The organism is Bacillus sp. FSL R5-0431 (assembly GCF_038002985.1).
Lineage (GTDB): Bacteria > Bacillota > Bacilli > Bacillales > Bacillaceae > Bacillus.
In genome coordinates this window covers 1,556,327-1,577,565 of record NZ_JBBOOG010000001.1, presented here as the reverse complement: position 1 = coordinate 1,577,565, position 21,239 = coordinate 1,556,327, and the positions used below count along the sequence as shown (strand labels likewise).

The 21,239-nt window shown below is 42.3% G+C and carries 16 protein-coding genes; all 16 read right to left on the bottom strand.

Features of this window, described 5'->3' with window-relative positions; translation table 11 throughout:
* Positions 1-66: 66 nt before the first annotated feature.
* The 16 genes from pnp to MKZ03_RS07785 all read right to left on the bottom strand — a co-directional run bounded on the left by pnp (position 67) and on the right by MKZ03_RS07785 (position 21,121).
* Complete coding sequence (gene pnp / locus MKZ03_RS07860) at positions 67-2,184, bottom strand: polyribonucleotide nucleotidyltransferase (RefSeq protein ID WP_034662272.1); 2,118 nt, start codon at positions 2,182-2,184, stop codon at positions 67-69.
* Positions 2,185-2,365: 181 nt separating this feature from the next.
* Positions 2,366-2,635 carry a 30S ribosomal protein S15 gene (gene rpsO / locus MKZ03_RS07855; RefSeq protein ID WP_008354438.1) on the bottom strand — a complete coding sequence of 90 codons (270 nt, stop codon included), beginning with the start codon at positions 2,633-2,635 and terminating at the stop codon, positions 2,366-2,368.
* Between the two features lie 140 nt (positions 2,636-2,775).
* The gene (ribF, locus tag MKZ03_RS07850) at positions 2,776-3,741 is read right to left on the bottom strand and encodes a bifunctional riboflavin kinase/FAD synthetase (RefSeq protein ID WP_034662277.1); all 966 of its coding nucleotides are present in this window, start codon (positions 3,739-3,741) and stop codon (positions 2,776-2,778) included.
* Positions 3,742-3,759: 18 nt separating this feature from the next.
* Positions 3,760-4,689, bottom strand: coding sequence for a tRNA pseudouridine(55) synthase TruB (gene truB / locus MKZ03_RS07845; RefSeq protein ID WP_066030895.1), 930 nt, complete (start codon positions 4,687-4,689; stop codon positions 3,760-3,762).
* A 68-nt stretch (positions 4,690-4,757) separates the two neighbouring features.
* Complete coding sequence (gene rbfA / locus MKZ03_RS07840) at positions 4,758-5,108, bottom strand: 30S ribosome-binding factor RbfA (protein WP_007499525.1); 351 nt, start codon at positions 5,106-5,108, stop codon at positions 4,758-4,760.
* Positions 5,109-5,125: 17 nt separating this feature from the next.
* A complete protein-coding gene (locus tag MKZ03_RS07835) occupies positions 5,126-5,404 on the bottom strand; it encodes a DUF503 domain-containing protein (RefSeq protein WP_012009994.1) in 279 nt (92 codons plus the stop codon).
* Positions 5,401-7,521, bottom strand: a complete 2,121-nt coding sequence (infB, locus tag MKZ03_RS07830; protein WP_066030896.1) for a translation initiation factor IF-2 — start codon at positions 7,519-7,521, stop codon at positions 5,401-5,403. Before infB ends, MKZ03_RS07835 begins: the two co-directional genes overlap by 4 nt.
* 19 nt (positions 7,522-7,540) lie before the next feature.
* On the bottom strand, positions 7,541-7,843 hold the full coding sequence (locus MKZ03_RS07825) for a YlxQ family RNA-binding protein (RefSeq protein WP_034662287.1): 303 nt from the start codon (positions 7,841-7,843) through the stop codon (positions 7,541-7,543).
* Positions 7,830-8,120, bottom strand: coding sequence for an RNase P modulator RnpM (gene rnpM, locus MKZ03_RS07820; protein WP_034662290.1), 291 nt, complete (start codon positions 8,118-8,120; stop codon positions 7,830-7,832). The genes MKZ03_RS07825 and rnpM overlap by 14 nt, the downstream gene beginning before the upstream one ends.
* A gap of 15 nt (positions 8,121-8,135) precedes the next feature.
* Complete coding sequence (gene nusA / locus MKZ03_RS07815; RefSeq protein ID WP_341031465.1) at positions 8,136-9,251, bottom strand: transcription termination factor NusA; 1,116 nt, start codon at positions 9,249-9,251, stop codon at positions 8,136-8,138.
* A 32-nt stretch (positions 9,252-9,283) separates the two neighbouring features.
* Complete coding sequence (rimP, locus tag MKZ03_RS07810) at positions 9,284-9,757, bottom strand: ribosome maturation factor RimP (protein WP_003211398.1); 474 nt, start codon at positions 9,755-9,757, stop codon at positions 9,284-9,286.
* Positions 9,758-9,998: 241 nt separating this feature from the next.
* Positions 9,999-11,129: a glycoside hydrolase 5 family protein gene (locus MKZ03_RS07805; RefSeq protein ID WP_334749123.1), complete on the bottom strand. Its 1,131-nt coding sequence runs from the start codon at positions 11,127-11,129 to the stop codon at positions 9,999-10,001.
* An 18-nt stretch (positions 11,130-11,147) separates the two neighbouring features.
* The gene (locus MKZ03_RS07800) at positions 11,148-12,377 is read right to left on the bottom strand and encodes an endo-1,4-beta-xylanase (protein WP_341031463.1); all 1,230 of its coding nucleotides are present in this window, start codon (positions 12,375-12,377) and stop codon (positions 11,148-11,150) included.
* A gap of 84 nt (positions 12,378-12,461) precedes the next feature.
* Complete coding sequence (locus MKZ03_RS07795; protein ID WP_106030850.1) at positions 12,462-14,567, bottom strand: glycoside hydrolase family 48 protein; 2,106 nt, start codon at positions 14,565-14,567, stop codon at positions 12,462-12,464.
* A 30-nt stretch (positions 14,568-14,597) separates the two neighbouring features.
* The gene (locus MKZ03_RS07790; RefSeq protein ID WP_106030849.1) at positions 14,598-16,448 is read right to left on the bottom strand and encodes a glycoside hydrolase family 9 protein; all 1,851 of its coding nucleotides are present in this window, start codon (positions 16,446-16,448) and stop codon (positions 14,598-14,600) included.
* A gap of 419 nt (positions 16,449-16,867) precedes the next feature.
* Positions 16,868-21,121 carry a PolC-type DNA polymerase III gene (locus tag MKZ03_RS07785; RefSeq protein WP_341032613.1) on the bottom strand — a complete coding sequence of 1,418 codons (4,254 nt, stop codon included), beginning with the start codon at positions 21,119-21,121 and terminating at the stop codon, positions 16,868-16,870.
* Between the last annotated feature and the right edge of the window lie 118 nt (positions 21,122-21,239).

The following is a 21,239-nucleotide window of genomic DNA, read 5'->3' as shown; positions in this document are numbered from 1 at the left end:
AGAACTATTGTTAACGCAAGAAAAGAAAGAAGCCTGGTACGGATACCTGGCTTCTAGCACATTTCATTAAGACTGTTTTTCTTCTTTTTCCTTTTCTTCACGTAAAACAGCTTTGCGAGAAAGGTTCACACGGCCTTGTTTATCGATTTCAGTGACTTTGACAAGTAATTCATCGCCAATCTTCACGACATCTTCTACTTTGCCTACACGGTCAAGCGCAAGCTCAGAAATATGAACAAGTCCATCTTTGCCGCTGAAGATTTCAAGGAAAGCACCGAATTTTTCAATGCGTTTTACTTTACCTAAGTAAAGTTGCCCCACTTCAACTTCTCTCACAAGATCTTCAATGACTTTCTTCGCTTTTTGGTTCATGTCTTCTTCTGTAGAAGAGATAAAGATTGTACCATCTTGTTCAATATCGATTTTCACACCGGTATCTTCAATGATTTTATTGATTTGTTTACCGCTTGGTCCAATGACATCACGAATTTTATCAGGATTGATCTTCATCGTTAAGATTTTTGGTGCATAACGAGACAATTCTCCTCTAGAAGCAGGAATCGTTGACAGCATGCTTTCTAAGATTTCCATTCTTCCTTTTTTCGCTTGTTGGAGAGCTTCTTCTAAGATGTCTTTTGATAGACCATCGATTTTGATATCCATTTGAAGCGCTGTTACACCTTTTGATGTACCTGCAACTTTAAAGTCCATATCGCCAAGTGCATCTTCCATTCCTTGAATGTCTGTCAGCACTGTGTAGTATTCACCAGATTTCACAAGCCCCATTGCAATCCCTGCAACTGGTGCTTTAATTGGAACACCCGCATCCATCATCGCAAGTGTGCTTGCGCAAATACTTGCTTGTGAAGTAGATCCGTTTGATTCCAATACCTCAGAGACAAGGCGAACCGTATAAGGGAAATCTTTTTCAGATGGGATCACTGGTTCTAATGCCCGTTCACCTAGCGCACCATGTCCGATTTCACGACGGCCTGGGCCACGCATTGGACCTGTCTCACCAACACTGAATTGCGGGAAGTTGTAATGGTGCATGAAGCGTTTCGATTCTTCAACGCCTAGACCGTCAAGAATTTGCACATCGCCAAGTGCACCTAATGTACAAATACTGAGCGCCTGTGTTTGTCCTCTTGTAAATAGACCTGAACCGTGCGTTCTTGGCAGAAGTCCTACTTCTGAAGAAAGTGGACGGATTTGATCTACACCGCGTCCATCTGGACGTACTTTCTCTTCAGTGATCAGACGACGAACTTCGTTTTTGACAAGCTTGTTTAATACATCCTTCGCTTGTTTAATCGTCGCTTCGTCGCGATCTTCTTCTTCAAATTTCTCAACCACAGCTTTTTTCACAGCACTGATTGCATCCTCACGTGCATGCTTCTCATGTACTTGAATCGCTTTCAGCAGGTCTGTTTCAGCAAGTGCTTTTACTTCGTCTGCTAACGTTTGGTCTACTTCATATAAAGGAATATCGATTTTTGCTTTACCGACTGCCTTGACAATTTCCTCTTGGAATTCGATTAAGCGTTTGATCTCTTGGTGACCATACATGATGGCTTCAAGCATTGTTTCTTCTGGTACTTCATCAGCACCAGCTTCGACCATGTTGATCGCATCTTTTGTTCCAGCGACTACAAGGTTGATGTCACTTTGTTCAAGCTGCTCTACATTTGGATTGATGATCAGCTTTCCATCAACTCGTCCTACTGTAACGCCGGCGATTGGTCCCTCAAATGGAATGTCAGACACACATAATGCTAAAGATGAGCCAAACATTGCAGCCATTTCAGATGAACAATCTTGATCCACACTCATGACGATACTAATGACTTGTACTTCGTTTCTAAATCCATCTGCAAATAATGGACGGATTGGTCTGTCAATTAAGCGGCTCGCAAGGATCGCTTTTTCACTTGGACGGCCTTCTCTTTTAATGAAGCCTCCAGGAATTTTACCTACTGCGTATAATCTTTCTTCGTAGTTCACAGTGAGCGGGAAAAAATCAAGTGGTTTTGGTTCTTTAGAAGCTGTTGCTGAGCTAAGCACAGCTGTATCTCCGTAGCGTACGAGGACCGCTCCGTTTGCTTGCTTTGCAAGCTGGCCAGTTTCAACTGTCAGTTGACGTCCAGCCCAGTCTATGGTGAAGACATGTTTCTCTTGTCCCATTCTGAGAAAAACTCCTCTCTTATCTTGAAATTTTAGTTAATTCTTATTATGAACAAAATGATTTTCACATATCAATGTGAAAGGTGTATGTAGAAGGGTTTTTGCCATTCTTTCAACATTTTAACCATAAAATATTAGTGATTATACGATAAAAAAGCGGGAATCCTCCCGCTTTTTACGATTATCGACGTAAGCCTAGTTTGTTAATTAACTCACGGTAACGAGTTACGTCTTTATTACGTAGATACGTAAGAAGATTACGACGTCTACCTACCATTTTCAAAAGACCGCGACGTGAGTGGTGATCTTTCTTATGAGTACGTAAATGCTCGTTCAAGTTGTTAATTGATTCTGTTAGGACAGCGATCTGAACTTCTGGAGATCCAGTATCAGATTCGTGTGTTTTGAACTCATTAATTAATTGAGTTTTACGCTCTTGAGTAATAGCCATCCTGTTTCACCTCCAAATCATGTTAGCCCCATCTACCTCGCAACCGTCGGTGAAGTCGGCCTGCCAAGTAAGTGGTTTTAAAGCTACAGGAATAATCATACTAAAAATATGCTGAATTTGCAAATGGTAGAGCTGTTTTTCTATGAATTTTTTGTTTGCCTTAGCTGATCTTGAAAAAACTGAATCGCTTCTTCTTTATCTTGACTGATTTGAGCCGTTAACTCCTGGATTCCGTTAAATTTTTGTTCACTGCGAATGCGTTTGAACCACTGTAATTTAATCGGTTCACCATATATTTCTTCGTTAAAATCAAAGAGGTTTACTTCAATGGCAGGCTGATCAGGGCGCTTTTCATAAAAGGTTGGTTTATAGCCAACGTTACAAACACCGTCATACACTTTGCCTTTGACTTCTGCTCTTACTGCATAAACCCCTGTTGGCGGAATAATGTATTCAGCAGATAAACCGACATTTGCAGTCGGAAAGCCGATCGTCCGTCCTCGCTTATCTCCATGAATGACAATACCGCGCAGCTGATAAGGTTTTCCTAAAAGCTCACTCACATATTCAACATCCCCATTTTTCAATGCGGAACGTATGAGTGTAGAGCTGACTTTACGGTCTTGATTGGACAACTTAGGAACGATGGTGGCCGTGATACGCCCTTTACCGTACTCATCGAATGTTTCCATTGTGCCTGCACCAAAACGGCCAAACGTAAAATCAAAACCGGCTACTGCGTGCTTCACATTCAGCTCATCCAAATATTGATCCACAAACTCTTGAGGAGACAGCGCTGCAAAGCTTTCACTGAATTGCACAATGTATAAATAGTCAGCGCCCAGCTGTTCGATGAAATCAATTTTATCCTCAAGCGGTGTAATTAAGTCCTTTGGTTCACGTGCTTTTTGCAAAACATGTGATGGATGCGGATGAAAGGTCATGACTGCTAAAGCCAATCCTTCTTTTCTCGCAATGCTTTTCGCTGCGTCAATAACTTTTTGATGTCCGAGGTGAACACCGTCAAAATACCCTAAAGCCATAACAGAAGGGTCTTGATCCTTTTGATTCAATGTATGTGGGTGTGAAATATGTATAGTCTTCACGAGATGGTCACCTTTTCTTTAAGATTGCTTGTCCTGAGATAAGATCTTCGCCGGCTTCATCAGATTCTGTTTGGTCGGGTGCTTCATATATATCGCCATACAGCGACCTGAAGGAGCAAAGACAGCGACACGATCTTCCTCTGCGAAATGAGCGAATTCATCAGGCATTGGCAGGACTGCACCGTTTTCCACTTTACTTGCTAATGTATCATTTATCTCCCATTTCGGCAAATGATTGAGCGCGCGCTCGATCGGGACAAGGTGCTCATCTACTGCTCCTTCCTCGCTTATATTTCGGAGCTCATCAAGGGTGATGCATTCATCTAGTGTAAAATCCCCTGACCCTGTGCGAATGAGATGTGACATATGGGCTGGAAACCCTAGTTTCTTTCCAATATCAACCGCTAAGGTTCTGACATACGTTCCTTTTGAGCATAAAACGGTGAATCTAAATGATACCTTTCCATTCTCAAATAAAGCAGGTGTTGTCCGCTCGATACGGTGAATCGTAATTTCACGGCTCGGCCGCTCAATTTCAATGCCTTCTCTTGCATATTCATAGAGTTTTTTTCCGCCAATTTTTACAGCAGAAAACATGGGAGGAATTTGTTCAATGGTTCCTTGAAACTGTTTCAGCACAGCATCAATTTCTTCTTCTGAGATGGGTTTTTGCACCTTTTCTTCTTCTACGATCTCACCTGTTTGGTCTTCTGTTGTGGTAGAAAAGCCAATCGTGATTTCTGCATCATACGTTTTCGATTTATCTGTTAAGTATTCGACAATCTTCGTTGCTCTTCCGATACAAATGGGCAGAACACCTGATACCTCCGGGTCGAGAGTGCCTGTATGTCCGACTTTTTTTGTATGCAAGATCTTTCTCACTTTGAACACACAGTCGTGAGAGGTCATTCCTCTTTCTTTATGTAATAAAAGAACACCATTTATCATCTGCGTTCTCTCCTTTCATAAACGATGAAAAAGGACAGACGATCATCGCCTATCCTTATTTCAACGTCTTATTCATGATCTTTTGTGTTTAGTTCAGCAATCAGGCTTTCAATTCGATTTCCGTAATCTACGGATTCATCGAATTCAAAGTGCAGTTCTGGTGTTTTGCGAAGTCTAATTCGATTGCCAATTTCAGAGCGGATATACCCTTTAGCCTTTGCAAGGCCTTTTAAGGTTTCCTCTCTTTTTTTCTCGTCACCGAGAACAGAAATGTAAACTTTCGCAATTTGCAAATCACCGGATACTTCAACATCGGTTACAGTCAAAAAGCCAATTCTTGGATCTTTTAGCTTTCTGCCTAGGATGTCACCTAATTCTTTTTTCATCTGCTCACCCACGCGGGTTGCTCTCATACTCATGATCTTATCACCTCTAATTAAAACCACTCAGTTTTCGTGATCGTTCGTTCAATTTCAGGAAAAGAATCAATAAAGCTTAAAACACGCTGCAATTCCTTTTCCACTTGAACCCGAGAGGAGGAAATCACGGCGATTCCAATTGATGTACGCTGCCATGTGTCCTGGTAATCCATTTCAGCCATGGTTACATTGAATTTATGGCGCGTTCTTGTCAATATACGCTGAAGAACCGCACGTTTTTCCTTCAGTGAGGAGGCATCATAGATGATGCACTCACATTCGGTATAACCGATCATTTTCTTTCGATTTCTTGCATAACGAATGATTCCATGACATCACCTTCACGGATATCATTGTACTTCTTAATGGTAATACCACATTCATAGCCTTGTGAAACTTCTTTCACGTCATCTTTGAATCGTTTTAATACGTCGACTTCGCCTTCAAATATCACGACGCCGTCACGGATTAAGCGGATACCACTATCTCTTGTAATGGTTCCTTCAGTGACATAGCCACCAGCAATTGTACCGATTTTAGAAACTTTGAACGTTTGACGAACTTCAACTTGACCGATGACTTTTTCTTCATATTCAGGGTCAAGCATCCCTTTCATCGCAGCTTCAATTTCATCGATGACTTTATAAATAATGCGATGTAAGCGGATATCTACGTTTTCTGTTTCAGCTGTGCTCTTCGCATTTCCATCAGGACGTACGTTAAATCCGATCACGATCGCATTAGAAGCACTTGCTAAAATAATATCAGATTCTGTAATCGCTCCAACACCCGTATGGATGATTTTCACTTTTACGCCTTCTACTTCAATTTTTTGAAGAGCGGCCGTCAGTGCTTCAGCAGAACCTTGTACGTCTGCTTTCACGATCAAGTTGATATCTTTCACTTCACCTTGTTTGATTTGCTCAAATAGGTCATCTAGAGATAATTTTGCTTTGTCTGAACGCTGTTCATCAAGCTGTTTCGAAGCACGCGCCTCACCCACTTGACGAGCTGTTTTTTCGTCTTTGAATACGAGGAACTGATCCCCTGCATTCGGTACATCATTTAAACCAGTGATTTCAACAGGTGTAGATGGTCCTGCTGTTTTCACGCGGCGTCCGATGTCATTAACCATTGCACGAACGCGGCCAAATGTATTTCCGACAACGATTGGGTCACCTACATGAAGTGTACCAGTTTGAACAAGAAGGGTTGCAACAGATCCTCTTCCTTTATCAAGCTCAGCCTCGATGACAGTCCCTTTTGCCGCACGATTTGGGTTGGCTTTCAGTTCTCCTACTTCACTAACAAGAAGGATCATTTCGATCAATTCGTCAATGCCTTCACCTGTTTTTGCAGATAGAGGAACGAAGATCGTTTCGCCGCCCCAAGCTTCTGGTACTAAACCATGCTCAGTTAATTCCTGCATCACACGGTCAGGGTTCGCTGTTGGTTTGTCAATTTTGTTGACAGCGACAATGATTGGCACTTCTGCCGCTTTCGCATGGTTAATGGCTTCAATCGTTTGCGGCATCACGCCATCATCTGCTGCAACGACCAGAATTGTCGTATCTGTTACCTCAGCACCACGTGCACGCATCGTTGTAAATGCTGCGTGTCCAGGTGTATCAAGGAACGTGATTTTCTTGCCGTTTTCTTCAATTTGGTAAGCACCGATATGCTGCGTGATTCCACCAGCTTCGCCTTCGACGACTTTCGTCTTACGAATGCTGTCAAGAAGCGTTGTTTTCCCGTGGTCAACGTGTCCCATGATTGTCACAACTGGAGGGCGTACTTGCATATCTTCTTCTTTATCTTCAACTTCATACTTTTCAAGTTCAGTTTCTTCTAAAATAATGACTTCCTCTACTGGAACGCCATATTCAGAAGCGATTAATTCAACTGTATCTTTATCCAGCTCTTGGTTAATGGTTGCCATAACACCCAGCATCATCAGCTTTTTGATAATTTCAGCTGTTTCTTTTCCAAGCTCTTCAGCCAGCTGGCCGACTGTCATTGAATTTGTAAATTCAATTTTTTCAGGAAGCTCTTTCTTAGGCTTCACAGGTCTAGCTTGCTGATGCTGCGGTTTGTTATTCCCACCGCGTTTATTTTTGTTTTTGTTTTGGTTGTTGTTTTTTTTGTTTTTATTAAATTGATTATTCTGCACGTCATTCTTCTTTCTATCATTGTTTTTGTTAGATGATTGTTTTTTTTGTTCTGCGGGTTTCTCGTTAGCTGTCTCTTTTGCTTTGGCTTTTTTATAGATAGCGTCTAGCTTTTTCACAGTGTCGTCTTCAAGCGTCGCCATGTGGTTGTTCACTTCCACGTTCATATCCTTAAGCGCTGCTATAATATCTTTACTTGAAACATCTATGGCTTTTGCGTATTCATATACTCTCACTTTAGCCATTCGTTCACCCCCAAATAAATTAATCGAGCAAGCTTATCAGCTTCTTAGCGAAGCCTTGGTCAGTGACAGCGACAACTACGCGAGCTTCTTTCCCAATAGAACGTCCGAGAACGGAACGGTCTTCAACTTTTCTAACCGGAACATTATAAAATTTGCATTTGTCAGATACCTTTTTCTCTGTGTTCGATGAGGCATCTGCTGCAAGAAGAACCAGCTTAGCACGCGCATGTCTAATTTCTTTGATCACAAGATCTTCTCCTGACACGACTTTACGAGCTCGATTTGCTAGACCAAGCAAAGGATACCATTCAGATTGAGTCATTTGGTTTTTTCACCTTTTCAGCTAGTTCTAGTAATTCTTCAAATATGTGTTCGTCAATCTGTGTCTGAAATTGCTGCTGTAAACTGCGTTTGTTCTTTGCCGCAAGAATGGTTTCTTTATCGAGAGAAAGGTAAGCTCCGCGTCCGTTCATTTTTCCGGTTGCGTCAACAGACACTTCACCTTCTTTAGAACGAACAACACGGATCAGTTCTTTCTTTGGTTTCATTTCTCCCGTCACGACACATTTTCTAAGCGGGATTTTTTTTCGGCTATTCACCTTTTACATCACCTCTTATTCGTCAGATTCCTCAGCTACTGGTTCAGCCTCTAAGAAAAGAGATTCAGAGTCTTCAGTTCTTGGGAAAATACCGAGTTCCCTTGCATCTGTTTCGCTTTTAATGTCAATTTTCCAGCTAGTCAGCTTTGCTGCAAGACGAGCATTTTGACCTCTTTTACCAATGGCTAACGACAGCTGATAATCAGGGACAATAACTGTTGTCGCCTTATCTTCTTCATTTACAATGACATCAAGTACTTTTGATGGACTTAATGCATTGGCAACAAATTCAACCGGGTCATTAGACCAATGGACAATGTCAATTTTTTCGCCTTTTAGCTCGTTGACAATTGCTTGTACACGCTGACCTTTTGGTCCAACACAAGAACCAACTGGGTCAACATCAGGATCATCTGTACGAACAGATATTTTAGAACGGTCCCCAGCTTCTCTAGCAACCGATTTAAGCTCTACAGTACCATCATAAATTTCTGGCACTTCAATTTCAAATAAACGCTTTAAAAGACCTGGATGTGTTCTAGACACATAAATTTGTGGTCCTTTTGTTGTTTTTTCGACTTTTGTAATAAACACCTTAATGCGGTCATGTGGTTTGTAGTCCTCATTTGGCATTTGTTCGTTGACCGGAAGAAGGGCTTCGATTTTGCCAAGTGACACGTAAATGAATTTACTGTCAATTCGCTGAACGATTCCCGTCATAATGTCTTCCTCGCGATCGATAAACTCAGTGTAGATCACACCTCGCTCTGCTTCTCTCACTCGCTGCGTCACCACTTGTTTCGCTGTCTGAGCTGCAATGCGTCCGAAGTCTTTTGGTGTGACTTCAATCTCAACGACGTCACCTACCATGTAATTCGGGTTGATATTGGCTGCATCATTTACAGAGATTTCAAGGCGAGAATCATACACTTCATCTACAACATCTTTTCTTGCAAATACACGAATCGTTCCCGTTTCGCGGTTTAAATCAACACGAACATTTTGTGCTTGATTAAAGTTACGCTTATATGCAGAAATGAGTGCAGCTTCTATCGCTTCAATAATAATTTCTTTACTAATACCCTTCTCTTTCTCAAGAACAGTCAGGGCATCTAACAACTCACTACTCATTTTTATGGTTCCCCCTTATATCAATGAAAAGGTTAATTGAACGAAACTGCTAATCTTGCGTTAGCTATTTTTTCGTATGGAATATTGATCTCTTTCTTTCTTGTCTTGATCTTCACTGTCACTGTTGCAATCTCACCATCAAAGCTTGTAAGCTCACCTTCAAATGCTTTTTCACCATCAATTGGTTCATATGTTTTCATGAAAACATTTTTTCCAAGTGCTTTTTCAAAATCAGCTTTTTTCTTTAATGGGCGCTCCGCTCCAGGAGAGGACACTTCAAGAAAGTAGTTTTGGCTAATCGGATCTGCCTCATCAAGCTTTTCGCTCAAGGCTTCGCTCACTTTGGCACATTCTTCGATATCGACGCCTTTATCAGAGTCAATAAACACGCGAAGGAACCAGTTTTGACCCTCTTTGACAAATTCAACATCAACGAGTTCAAGCTGTAAGCCATCTAAAATTGGCTGCACCATTTCGCTTACGACATCCACTACTTTTTTGCTCATTCTCTTCCTCCTTGTGCTTTCGATAAACGCTCTTATCAATCATTCTGCATAAAAACCCTGCTTTATGTGAGCAGGGGGAGCAGAAAACGGATGAATAATGTCGAGACAAAAATTGCCTGTTCAATACAAAAGAGCGGGTTTCCCCACTCTTGTCTCGGTAATCGTTAGCATTTCCATAAAAACTATACCATATCCAATTTTTTTATGCAAATGAAGTTCCTTATTCAGCAGGCATTCGCCATCAGTTCTTTTCGTTCATTCTTTTCGCATGTTCACTGATAAGTGCTGCCTCCCTGCTCCCCTTTATGATGCGGAAACCGTCATAATCCGGATAGAGCGAATCATCGTCCTGAATACTTGTTAAAATCCAAAATTGACTGCCAGCTCCTCCGAGCCGCTCAACCGCTGACAGCCAGCTTTGATATACGTCAGGACGCGCTGATTGATTTTGAACGCCAAACTCTTCTAACACAACTGGTTTTCCGATTGACTTCCCGCGGGTGATATGGTCTTCGATCCATTTCACTCCCCAAGCAGCTGACTTGTTCCAGTGATCTGGGTACAGATGATAGGTTCCATAATCGATATTAGAGAGAGCCGTCAAACGATCCCAATCAACGCCTTCTCCGCCTCCATAAAACCAGTCTTCATGTCCTGGTATGCGAAAGAACCCTTCATCTCCTACTGCAACAAGATGGTGACGATCCAGCGATTTGATCCACGTACTCATTTCATCTGCCCATTTGACTAGTATATTTCCCGTTGGATCTGACTGCACACGCGGCTCATTAGCTAATTCCCAAGTCATAATAGCTGGATCGTCCTTATATTGAACACCTGTGTACGTATTGGTTCTTTCTAATACATAGCGCACATAATTTTTGTAAGCTTTTTGTATACGAGGATCTGTATAAAAGGCATCATGCGCTCCTGCCTCGAACCACTTTACGTATTGATTCATCCCGCCAAAATCATCCCAATTGTTCACTAGTGGGATGACAAGTTTTATTCCTTCCTGTCCCGCTTTATAAATCGCATAATCTAGTTTTTGAAAACCCGATTCTTCATAGACCCCTGGACTAGATTGTAAGACTGAGTTTTCTTGAGGGGCCCCATCGTGAAATCCCCAAATACGTATGACCTTTAAATTCATTGCTTTCATATCATCGAACACAGCATCTACCATCTTTTTAGATTTGTAATGGAAATAGTAATTATTTGTGCCAGCGAAGTAAAATGGTTGATTGTTCAGCGTAAATTGTGTACCAGACGTCTGTACATAAGAGGCGGCCTTAATCGTAAGTGAAAACCACCCGGCCCATATAGCGGCCACAAGTATGAAGCAAGACACTCTTTGAGTCCATTTCTTCATTTAAATTCCCCTCACAATCTAGCCTTCTTCAGGTACGATCACATCTAGCCGAAGCGGTGTTTGTTCATTTGAATCAAGTTCAATTGTCTGTTGTTTTAACAGTTTACTTTCTTTACCGATTCGAATCTCATATGTCCCGTGAAATGCTCGACATGTCACATTGCCATTAGCATCTGTTTTTTCAACTCTTTGTGTCGTCCACTCATTTAGAAGCTTTTCGTAACGTCGGCCTGCTTCATTTAAAGACCAATCATAATTCACGATGGCCGCATGCTCACCTCTCCAATGGGCACCTGCCCAAAATCCCCACATTAGCACTCCTTTTACGGCTGGATGACTAAATGCGACGCGATATAAAGCCTCTAGGTTATCCGCTCTTCTATTAGCGTCAGGGTGAACAGAATCGTACTCTGTAACCCATATAGGAAGACCAAGCTCAGCAAGCACATCGAGCCTCTCTTTTACAACGACTGGATCGACCCGTTCTTCAAAATGTCCTTGAACACCTATCGCCTCAATAGGTGCGCCTAACTGACGCAGTTCATTGATATGCGCTTTATAAGCGTGGTGCTCACCATATGAGATCACATTATAATCATTCACAAACAATAGTGCTTGAGGGTCAATTTTTTTCGTTTCTTCATACATCCACTTCCAAATATTTTTCCCGAAGCGATCTTTAAAAAATGAACCATGCATCATTTCATTGTTTACATCCCAATGACGGAATCTCCCTTTAAAATGATTACCCGCATGCTCAAGCCGGTTTTTCATGGCTTCATACACTTCGTGATTCGGTAGTGACCTCAGCCAGCTTGGATTCGCATCCTCTACCTCCCAAAATAAAGCGTGCCCTCTCACTGGAAGTTGATGTTTATCTGCAAAATTCAGCATCGCATCTGCTTTTTCGTAAGTGATTTTCCCTCTTTCAGGCTCATTCGCATACCATTTTGCCTCATTTTCAAAAACAGCCCAATTAAAATACTTCACAAAAAAATCGGCATATTGTTGATTAAACAACACTTGGTCATTCATCGCTGAACCAAATGCGAATTCATGCCTATTTTGCTTAATCTCAACCTCTATACCTGCTATTGGCTTTTTTTCGTGATTTGTGACATTTATTTCAAGATCTCTTTGTCTATGCTCTGAAATTCGATCATTCGCCTCTTTTTTCCACATCAGATTTATCTGCCCATTTTCGCCCTTGTTTAATGATTGATGAAGAAAACTTCTTTCTTTGACCATGTAAAAACACCCTTATCTTCACTGGATTTATATTTCCTAATCAAACTGCCGGCTCAAAGAAACCGGCAGCTTAAATTTGACCTGCTAGTTGATGAGACGATGATATTCAGCGTAGGCAGTGGCCATATCCACTTGAGACCAGAAACGGTGATAGGTGAAAACCGGTGCCCCATTCTCCCATTTGCCTGTTGCTTCATTAAATGAAGACTGATATTTACTCTCGAGTGAAGACCATGCTGGATCTTGTTTAATATTTGGACGAAGATCAGCAAAACTCGTATAGACCCCATTACCTCCTCGCTGCGGATCAGAAGGAATAGTGCTGGCTCCAGGAATCTGATTCCCTTGACCAAATGTCCCGTTCCAACCATTTGGGAAATACACTTCTTTTTTAAAGAAGCGGTCATAGTCCTCTCTTTCTTCTTCTGTTACAATGCCCACGCCATCATTGTAATTCCACGCAACCTCAAGGAGCTGTGCGGCAGCATCTTTCGCTCTGACACCAAGCGCTGTATAATCCCCTGTTTCTAGCTTAGTGGCAGCAGCAAAGAAAGTTAAAGCCTTGACTAGACTCCCTAGTACGCCCGTATCCTGAGTTGGATCTTTTGTTACAGCTGTTAAGTTTGGATTTCCTGTTGCAGACTGGAACCCATTCCAAGTGTCAGGCTGTCCGCTCCAAGCAATATTTCCAGGAAGCCAAAACTCGCCAGGTGCACTCGTTGTAGCAACAGCAGCATTTGTTCCTCCTAGAATTCTTTGTCCTTGGTCATCTAAGAAATAACCCTCTTCATCCGACACAGGACGGCTGCCGATAAAAATGTAATCTAATGCATAGTTGACCCATTTTGTGATGCAAGATTTGGCCATTTGGACATTTTCAGATGTTTTGTCTCCATCTTTCACAAAAATGTAATAAAGCTCTGCTACGCGCTCCATCGGCCATGCCTGCATCCCAAACCAGTTATTAGAAGGCGGGTCAAGATAAACAGGTGCATCCTCATATGCCATATCGTAAAAAGTACTTCTTCCCGCCGGATAAGCACTATAGTCTCCATTCCAGCTATTGGTTGCACCTCCTGCAATCGCTCCCTCTTTAGATTGAAGCCATACATAAAATTCAAGCTGCCTTTTTAATGTTTTTTCCCAATCGCTTGCACCAGTAGCGGAAGATGGCTTTAAGCCTCCTTTGTCTGAGGATAAAGCATAAGCGGCGACAGGGTTTTGATACCCTTGGTGACAATGGCTAGCTCCAATACGCCATGACCAGTTGGCATGGTCGCCAAGTCCTCCGCCCCAAGAGGTATACCACGCCATTAAGTAATGACAGGCACCCTTTCCGTTTCCAGGGTACGGATTCCCCTGTTTGCCGCTTCCAATCGTTTGAAAATATTTATCGTACATACCGTAACGAAGAAAATCCCCCATTTTTTTCGCTTTATCAAGATAGGCTGACTCATTATAGCCGAGTTCCTTCGCCCAATACATCACTTGTATTGCACGCGCATCAGCATCCGTCGCATTGGTATAGCGCCACTGAGCAGCTGGTGCTTGATTTTCTTTTGTGAACAAGCTCATAAAGCCTTCATTCGGCTTTCCAAAAGATTTATCATCTTGTGAAGGATGAGGGATGGCCTCCCATACGGATTCCTGCGGCCCGCGCTGGAACGTGTTCACATATGCAGCTTTATGTGATGGGTTGAGCAAGTTTCCATATTTATACCAGTTATCGACATCAAGCAGCCAGTGCATTAAATACGTTTCATTCGTTCCATAGGTTGATTTCAATTCACCATCAATCGGATCTTGACCCGCAGGACGAGCACCGCTTAACTGGCTAGGGTATTGATCCGGGTATGGTTTTTCTGCTGCGTATGTGGCTGGGCTAGAAGGATTGTAGGCGCTCATATGCGGCTGCTCATCATTTCCATCTTCATTTACTGGGATGATGTACTTCTCCATATTGTCCCAGGCTGCCTCTAATTTGCTCCAATCCCCTGTGTAATGTCCGTACAACACCTCAAGCCACAGCCAATAGCTATACGCTTCTGAAGTTGTCATATGCCCGTAATCAGGCGCTTCGCAAATGAGCGTCTCGATTGAATGATACGGAATTCCTTCTGATGAAAAATATCCATTCGCATCACTTTTAATTTGATGATAAAGCGTTAAAAACCGTTCTTTGTTTGACAAGTTCTTCACCCTTTCAATACATCTTGATTTTTATTTGTCTGGAAGTGCACCAAATACCAAAGCACCATCATCAAAAACGGGAATCCTCGCTGTTTTTTGCATATTGGAAGTTAAGCCTTGAAAGGAATAATCATTTGAGGCATCCCATATATTCGCCCCATTTGGTGCAGATAATCGAAATTGTATTTCCTTCTTATGCTCTGATTCTCCTCCAGGAAAAATCGCTACGCCCGTAAAATCAATTTCTGCATAATATACGTGGGCTGATGCGTCATATACCTTCAGCGGAGATAAGGAAGCGCCTTCATTGTAGGCTGCTGTCACTTGAATATCTTTTTCAGTGAATCCCTTTGCAAAGACCTCACTCAGATTGACATAATATCTAAAGGACAGCGTTTGACTGCTTCTTGCCGGCCAGCCGGACCGATTGTATAGAACCGCCTTCACCTGAGTTGATGTTGTATCGTTATTCATCAGAGCTGCCTCTACAAAAAATTCATCCTGAGCCTGTTCTTTAGGCGGGAAATTTGGAAGCTTAGATTGCCCCTTTCCAAACAGCTGCACCATTTTGGCTATATTTCCAGTAAAGGCGGCATTATAGTCCGTCGCCACCTCGTTTGATACATAATCAGAGATGTCATCGTCATATTGATCCTGTGCATTAGGCCCACCAACAAGCGCTCCATAAAGAGTGTGCCGATGATACGGAGGATTTGTCAGCTGGTTAGACCATGAGCCATGTGCAGTTCGATGGTGTGGATGCTTCGGCGGGTTCTGGCCAAACCCAACGACATAGCTTCTATTTAGCGGATTATCACCTAGCATATAGTGAGTTTGCTTGATCGCAAACGTTTGATATCGATTCTTTTTTTCTTCATCTGAAACCCAATCAGCATAGACAAAGGCTAAAAATGCTGCATTTGCTGTATAACGAAGCGATCCCCATTGATCTAGCCATGCCAAACCGCCAGGCGTATAAGTGATTCTTTCGACTTTTCCATTTTGAACAAAACCCGTCGTCCAGTAATCGAGATTACGCTCTGTCGATTCTATAAATCGATTTTCTTTCGTGATTCTGGCGAGTAAGATTTGCGAAGCAAAAAAAGTATTGTCCCATGACATGGTAAACGTATAATCCCAATCCTTCGGCCATTCCTCTACTGCTTTTAGTGCTTGATTTAAATAGGTTTCTTCATTTGTTGCCAAGTACAGCCAGATTCCGCCCCAAATGAGTTCGTCAATATAGCCGCTCCAGGAGTTGTAAAACGGCTGAGCGTTTGTGACACAATCTGTATACTCGCCGCGATACCTGTCAGCAAATGCATAAAGCTGTTTCGCGTGGGTCAGAAGCTTTGCTGCATAAGGGGCATCTGTCTCTTTAAAAATGATAGAACCCGCTGCTAAAGCTGCAGCAGTTTGTGCGGCTACTTCTGTTCCTGGACAATTTTCATCAATTTTAAAAGCTGGCCGGCTCATCGGCATCACTTCTGCCGGTCCCCACCAAGCATGATCGGCGTTCCCATCACCTACCTGCGCCCAAAACTCGTTCGGACCTGTATGTGCTTTCAAAAAATAATCCGTTGCCCACCTGATTTGATCGAGGATGTCATCTAGCAGTTCTGCCTCTTCATAGGCTTCTCGGTATTCATATACTGTCCATGCAAGCACAGCTGCTGAGTAGGCCATCGGAAGTCCAAATTTCACATGATCACCTGCGTCATACCAGCCGCCAGTTAAATCATGCCCTACATCCTTCCCGTCCTCTAGTCCAGAATCTCCCCGCCAGTTGAGACGGCTGCTTTCGGGAAGCTTTCCAGACCGCTGCGCTTCATAAAACAACAAGGATTTTTGAAGAACCTCTACATAATTATAAGATGCCATTTCCGTATGACTCACTCCTTCTTTTTAGTCAAACATGAATAGACAAGCCACCTCCTTTTATTCAGAACGTGATTTGAACAGTTTTGAAAAGAATCAAATACGTTTCAAAAATAAGCATAGTAAACAGCAATCAGCTTTACGCTCATCGAAGGTTTTTTCTCTTGATTCTTTTTGTGACTGTACCCAGAATGATCATATGTCGCATGAGAACATTTCAGACGGCGAAATTCTCTTTTTTGCTCTATTTGGGTAGAAAGAATGACATACAATCTCTTCTCTTAAAACATCACGTTAAATCAAGGTATATGAATGAATAAGAAAATGATTCCATTTGGTGGAAAATCTTTATTAGTTAACATAATAAAATTATTGTATATGAAAAAAGAACGCCCCTTTAAGGACGCTCTTCATGAATCGCATTAAAACAAAGAAAGCTGGTTTTGATCGGGAAGTGCTTCTAAGCAGCCTTGACGATCTAAATATTCTAGGATCGTTTTCGACACTTTTCCGCGTTTTTGTAAATCTTCTTTTGAAAGGAATTCCCCGTCTTGTCGTGCGCGAACAATATTTAACGCAACGTTTGTTCCGAGTCCAGGGATCGAGTTGAATGGCGGAATTAATCCATCTCCATCAATGATAAACTCTGTTGCACTTGATCGGTAGAGGTCCACTTTTTTGAAATGGTAGCCTCTTTCACACATTTCAAGTGCAAGCTCTAGTACAGTTAATAGGTTCTTTTCTTTCGGTGATGCATCTAGACCTTTTGAGTTAATATCGTCCATGACTGCTCGAATCGCATTCGATCCTTTTGTCATTGTTTCGATATCAAAGTCATCTGCACGAACGGTAAAGTAAGCCGCATAGTATAAAAGTGCATGATGCACCTTGAAGTAGGCAATCCGTACAGCCATTAATACGTAAGCAGCTGCGTGGGCCTTAGGGAACATGTATTTGATCTTTTTACAAGAATCAATATACCAGTTCGGTACATTATTATTCTTCATTTCTTCTTCCCATTCAGGGGGAAGCCCCTTTCCTTTACGAACAGACTCCATGATTTTAAATGCGAGTGACGGCTCTAAGCCCTGATAGATGAGATAGACCATAATATCGTCACGACACCCAATCACTTCACTTAGTTCACACGTTTTATTGTGAATGAGTTCTTGCGCGTTTCCGAGCCATACATCCGTCCCGTGTGATAGTCCAGAGATCTGAACGAGCTCTGAGAAGGTCGTTGGTTTTGTATCCTCAAGCATTTGCCGAACAAACCTTGTCCCAAACTCCGGAATACCGAGTGTACCTGTTTTACAGCCAATTTGCTCTTCTGTTACACCTAGAGGCTCTGTTCCTTGGAAAATTTTCATTACTTCAGGATCGTCTGTTGGAATCGTTTTTGGATCAATTCCGCTTAAATCCTGAAGCATACGAATAACCGTTGGATCATCGTGCCCTAGTATATCCAGCTTGAGCAAGTTGTCATGGATTGAATGGAAATCAAAATGCGTCGTTTTCCAATCAGAACCTGTCGCATCTGCTGGATATTGAATTGGTGAGAAATCATAAATGTCCATATAATCCGGCACTACGATAATACCGCCTGGGTGCTGGCCCGTTGTCCGTTTGACCCCTGTACAGCCTTGGACAAGCCGGTCGATTTCTGCGCCCCTCATATGAAGATTATGATCTCCTGCGTAGCCTTTCACGTAACCATATGCTGTTTTTTCTGCAACAGTACCAATCGTACCTGCTCGGTATACATACTCTTCACCGAACAGCTCTTTCGTATAGTTATGTGCAATCGGCTGATATTCACCTGAGAAGTTCAAGTCGATATCAGGGACTTTGTCTCCTTTAAAACCTAAGAACGTTTCAAACGGAATATCATGTCCATCTTTTTTGTACGGCGTACCACATTCTGGGCAGTCTTTGTCAGGAAGGTCAAAGCCTGAACCAACAGATCCGTCATTAAAGAACTCCGAATGCTTACAGCTTGGACATACATAATGCGGGGCAAGTGGGTTCACTTCGGTAATCTCTGTTAATGTTGCAACAAGAGATGAGCCGACAGATCCCCTTGAACCAACAAGATATCCATCATCAAGTGATTTCTTTACAAGCTTATGAGAGATTAAGTAAATAACGGCGAATCCATGGCCGATAATACTTTTTAATTCTTTCTCAATACGGTCTTCTACAATTTTCGGCAAATCATCTCCGTAGATGCTGCGCGCCATTTGATAGCTCATTTCCCGTATTTCTTCATCTGCACCTTCAATTTTTGGTGTGTATAGGTCATCTTTGATTGGTTTAATGCTTTCGACCATCTCAGATACTTTTTTCGTATTCGCCACGACGATCTCTTTCGCTTTTTCGTCTCCTAGGAAGGAGAATGCTTCAAGCATTTCATCTGTCGTTCTAAAATGAACTTTTGGCAGTTCGTGACGGTTAAGCGGATTTGCTCCACCCTGTGATGAAATTAAGATTTTACGATAAATTTTGTCTTCTGGATGCAGATAATGCACATTTCCAGTTGCCACGACTGGTTTATTGAGCTTTTCGCCAAGCTTCACAATGTTTGTGATGATTTCTTTTAACGCACGTTCATCTCGAACAAACTCCAGCTGCAGCAGATGCTGATACACTTCTGGCGGATGAACTTCTAAATAGTCGTAAAATGCTGCAATGTCTTCCACCTCATCAGGTGATTTTTGCATCATCCCTTCAAAGACCTCACCCTTATCACAGGCAGACCCGATAATTAAACCTTCTCGATATTTCTCAAGCTGTGAGCGCGGAATGCGCGGCACCCGGTAGAAATAATGAATATGAGAAAGAGAAACAAGTTTGAATAAATTTTTCAGACCGGTCTCATTTTGTGCGATCAGAATGGCATGGTAAGGACGTGAGCGCTGGTAGGCATTAGACTGACCCATGTTTTCATTCAATTGATCGTGATAGGCAATTTCTTTTTCAGCCGCATCTTTTAGCATCTTCAGCATGAGGTAGCCTGTCGCCTCTGCATCGTAAATGGCCCGGTGATGCTGCGTCAGTTCTATATCGAACTTTTTACAAAGTGTATTGAGCCGGTGATTTTTAAATTCAGGGTAAAGGAATCGGCCAAGTTCAAGTGTATCAATCACAGGGTTTGACGCTTTATCTGTTTTTAACAGGCGTTTGTACGCTGCATTTAAAAAGCCCATATCAAAACTTGCATTGTGCGCAACAAGGATATCTTGTCCAATCCATTCTTTGAAATCGCGCACGACATCGACGACATCTGGAGCATCTCTGACCATATCATCCGTAATACCCGTTAATTCGATCGTTGTCGCTGATAATGGGTGATGAGGATTTGCAAATGCCTCAAAGCGGTCAATGATTTCCCCGCCTTTTATTTTCACTGCTGCCAGCTCAATGATCGTGTCATAAACGGCTGAAAGTCCAGTTGTCTCTACGTCAAATACGACATACGTCGCGTCATCTAACAAACGGTGCTCCGGATTATAGGCAATGGGTACTCCGTCGTCCACCAAGTTGATTTCCACACCGTACATCATTTTGATGTCATGCTTTTTACTTGCTGCATACGCATCTGGGAAGGATTGTACAACCGCATGATCCGTCAGGGCAATCGCTTCATGTCCCCATTTTTTTGCTTGTTCCACCAGCCTGCCAATGCCAGTGACAGCATCCATTTGGCTCATTGGGGAATGCAAATGAAGCTCGACACGTTTTTCACCCTCAGGTGCCGTATCCTCTTTCAGCTGAGGTTTCATTTCATTGACGTCATTGGCAATCATGACAAGGTCTCTGACAAACGTATCGTTTTGAATGCTTCCTCTTGCTTTGACCCACATGCCTTTTTTCAATGATTTCATCAGCTGGGCATCTTCTTTTTCTCTTGCAAACATTTTGATTAAAATACTGTTTGTATAATCTGTAATCTTAAAGATACAAAGCGTTCTGCCGCTTTTCAGCTCACGCGTTTCTGCATCGAATACGTAGCCTTGAACGGTGATTCTTCGTTCCTCATCCATAATACTATCAAGCGTACGGATTTCTTCATTGTCTTTAATTTGATAGCCAATCATGAGAGGACCAGACGGAGCTTCATCCTGCTCCTCACTTTCCTTCTTCTCCATCTCAGTGAGGGCTTGCATCGCTCTTTCTTGATCTTCAGCAAGCTTTTGTTCTCTGAACTTCTGAATCTCTTGATCTGATACAAAAATTTCTGTATCGAATTGCAGCTCTGGAAAGCCCACTTGTTTAAAAGCAGCCTGGAGCATTGGGCTGTACTTCTTCTTGATGGCCAAAGCCTCTGTTTCGCTTTTCGTTTTGATGATGATTTTATGTCCAGACAGCGATGGTTTTTGCTGCTGAAGCAAGCTGATGATTGGAGGAGAAATTCCTTGAAGCTCTTCCACACAATGTGACCAATACGATTGAACGAGCTCTTCAGAGATGTTCGGATCATTGACTTCAATCGTACAAGTGACTTGTGCAATATGAGAAAATGCATTTGTCAGCCTGCTGAGAAACATCGCATATACCTTGTAAGGCAGAAGCGCCTTAAATTTAAAAAGGAAATGCCACGTTTTCGTCGCCTTATGCACCGTCAATTTGACGATTTCTCCTTCTTCAAAGTAACGACTGAGGTCATCATCTGTCATTTGAATCTGATTGAGTAATATATGAAATTGCCGCCGTGTGATCGGTAATTGTTCATCCAAGACAGAACCCTCCTTTTGTCAATCAGAAAGGTACCTCTTTTCTACTGGAGGTACCTTC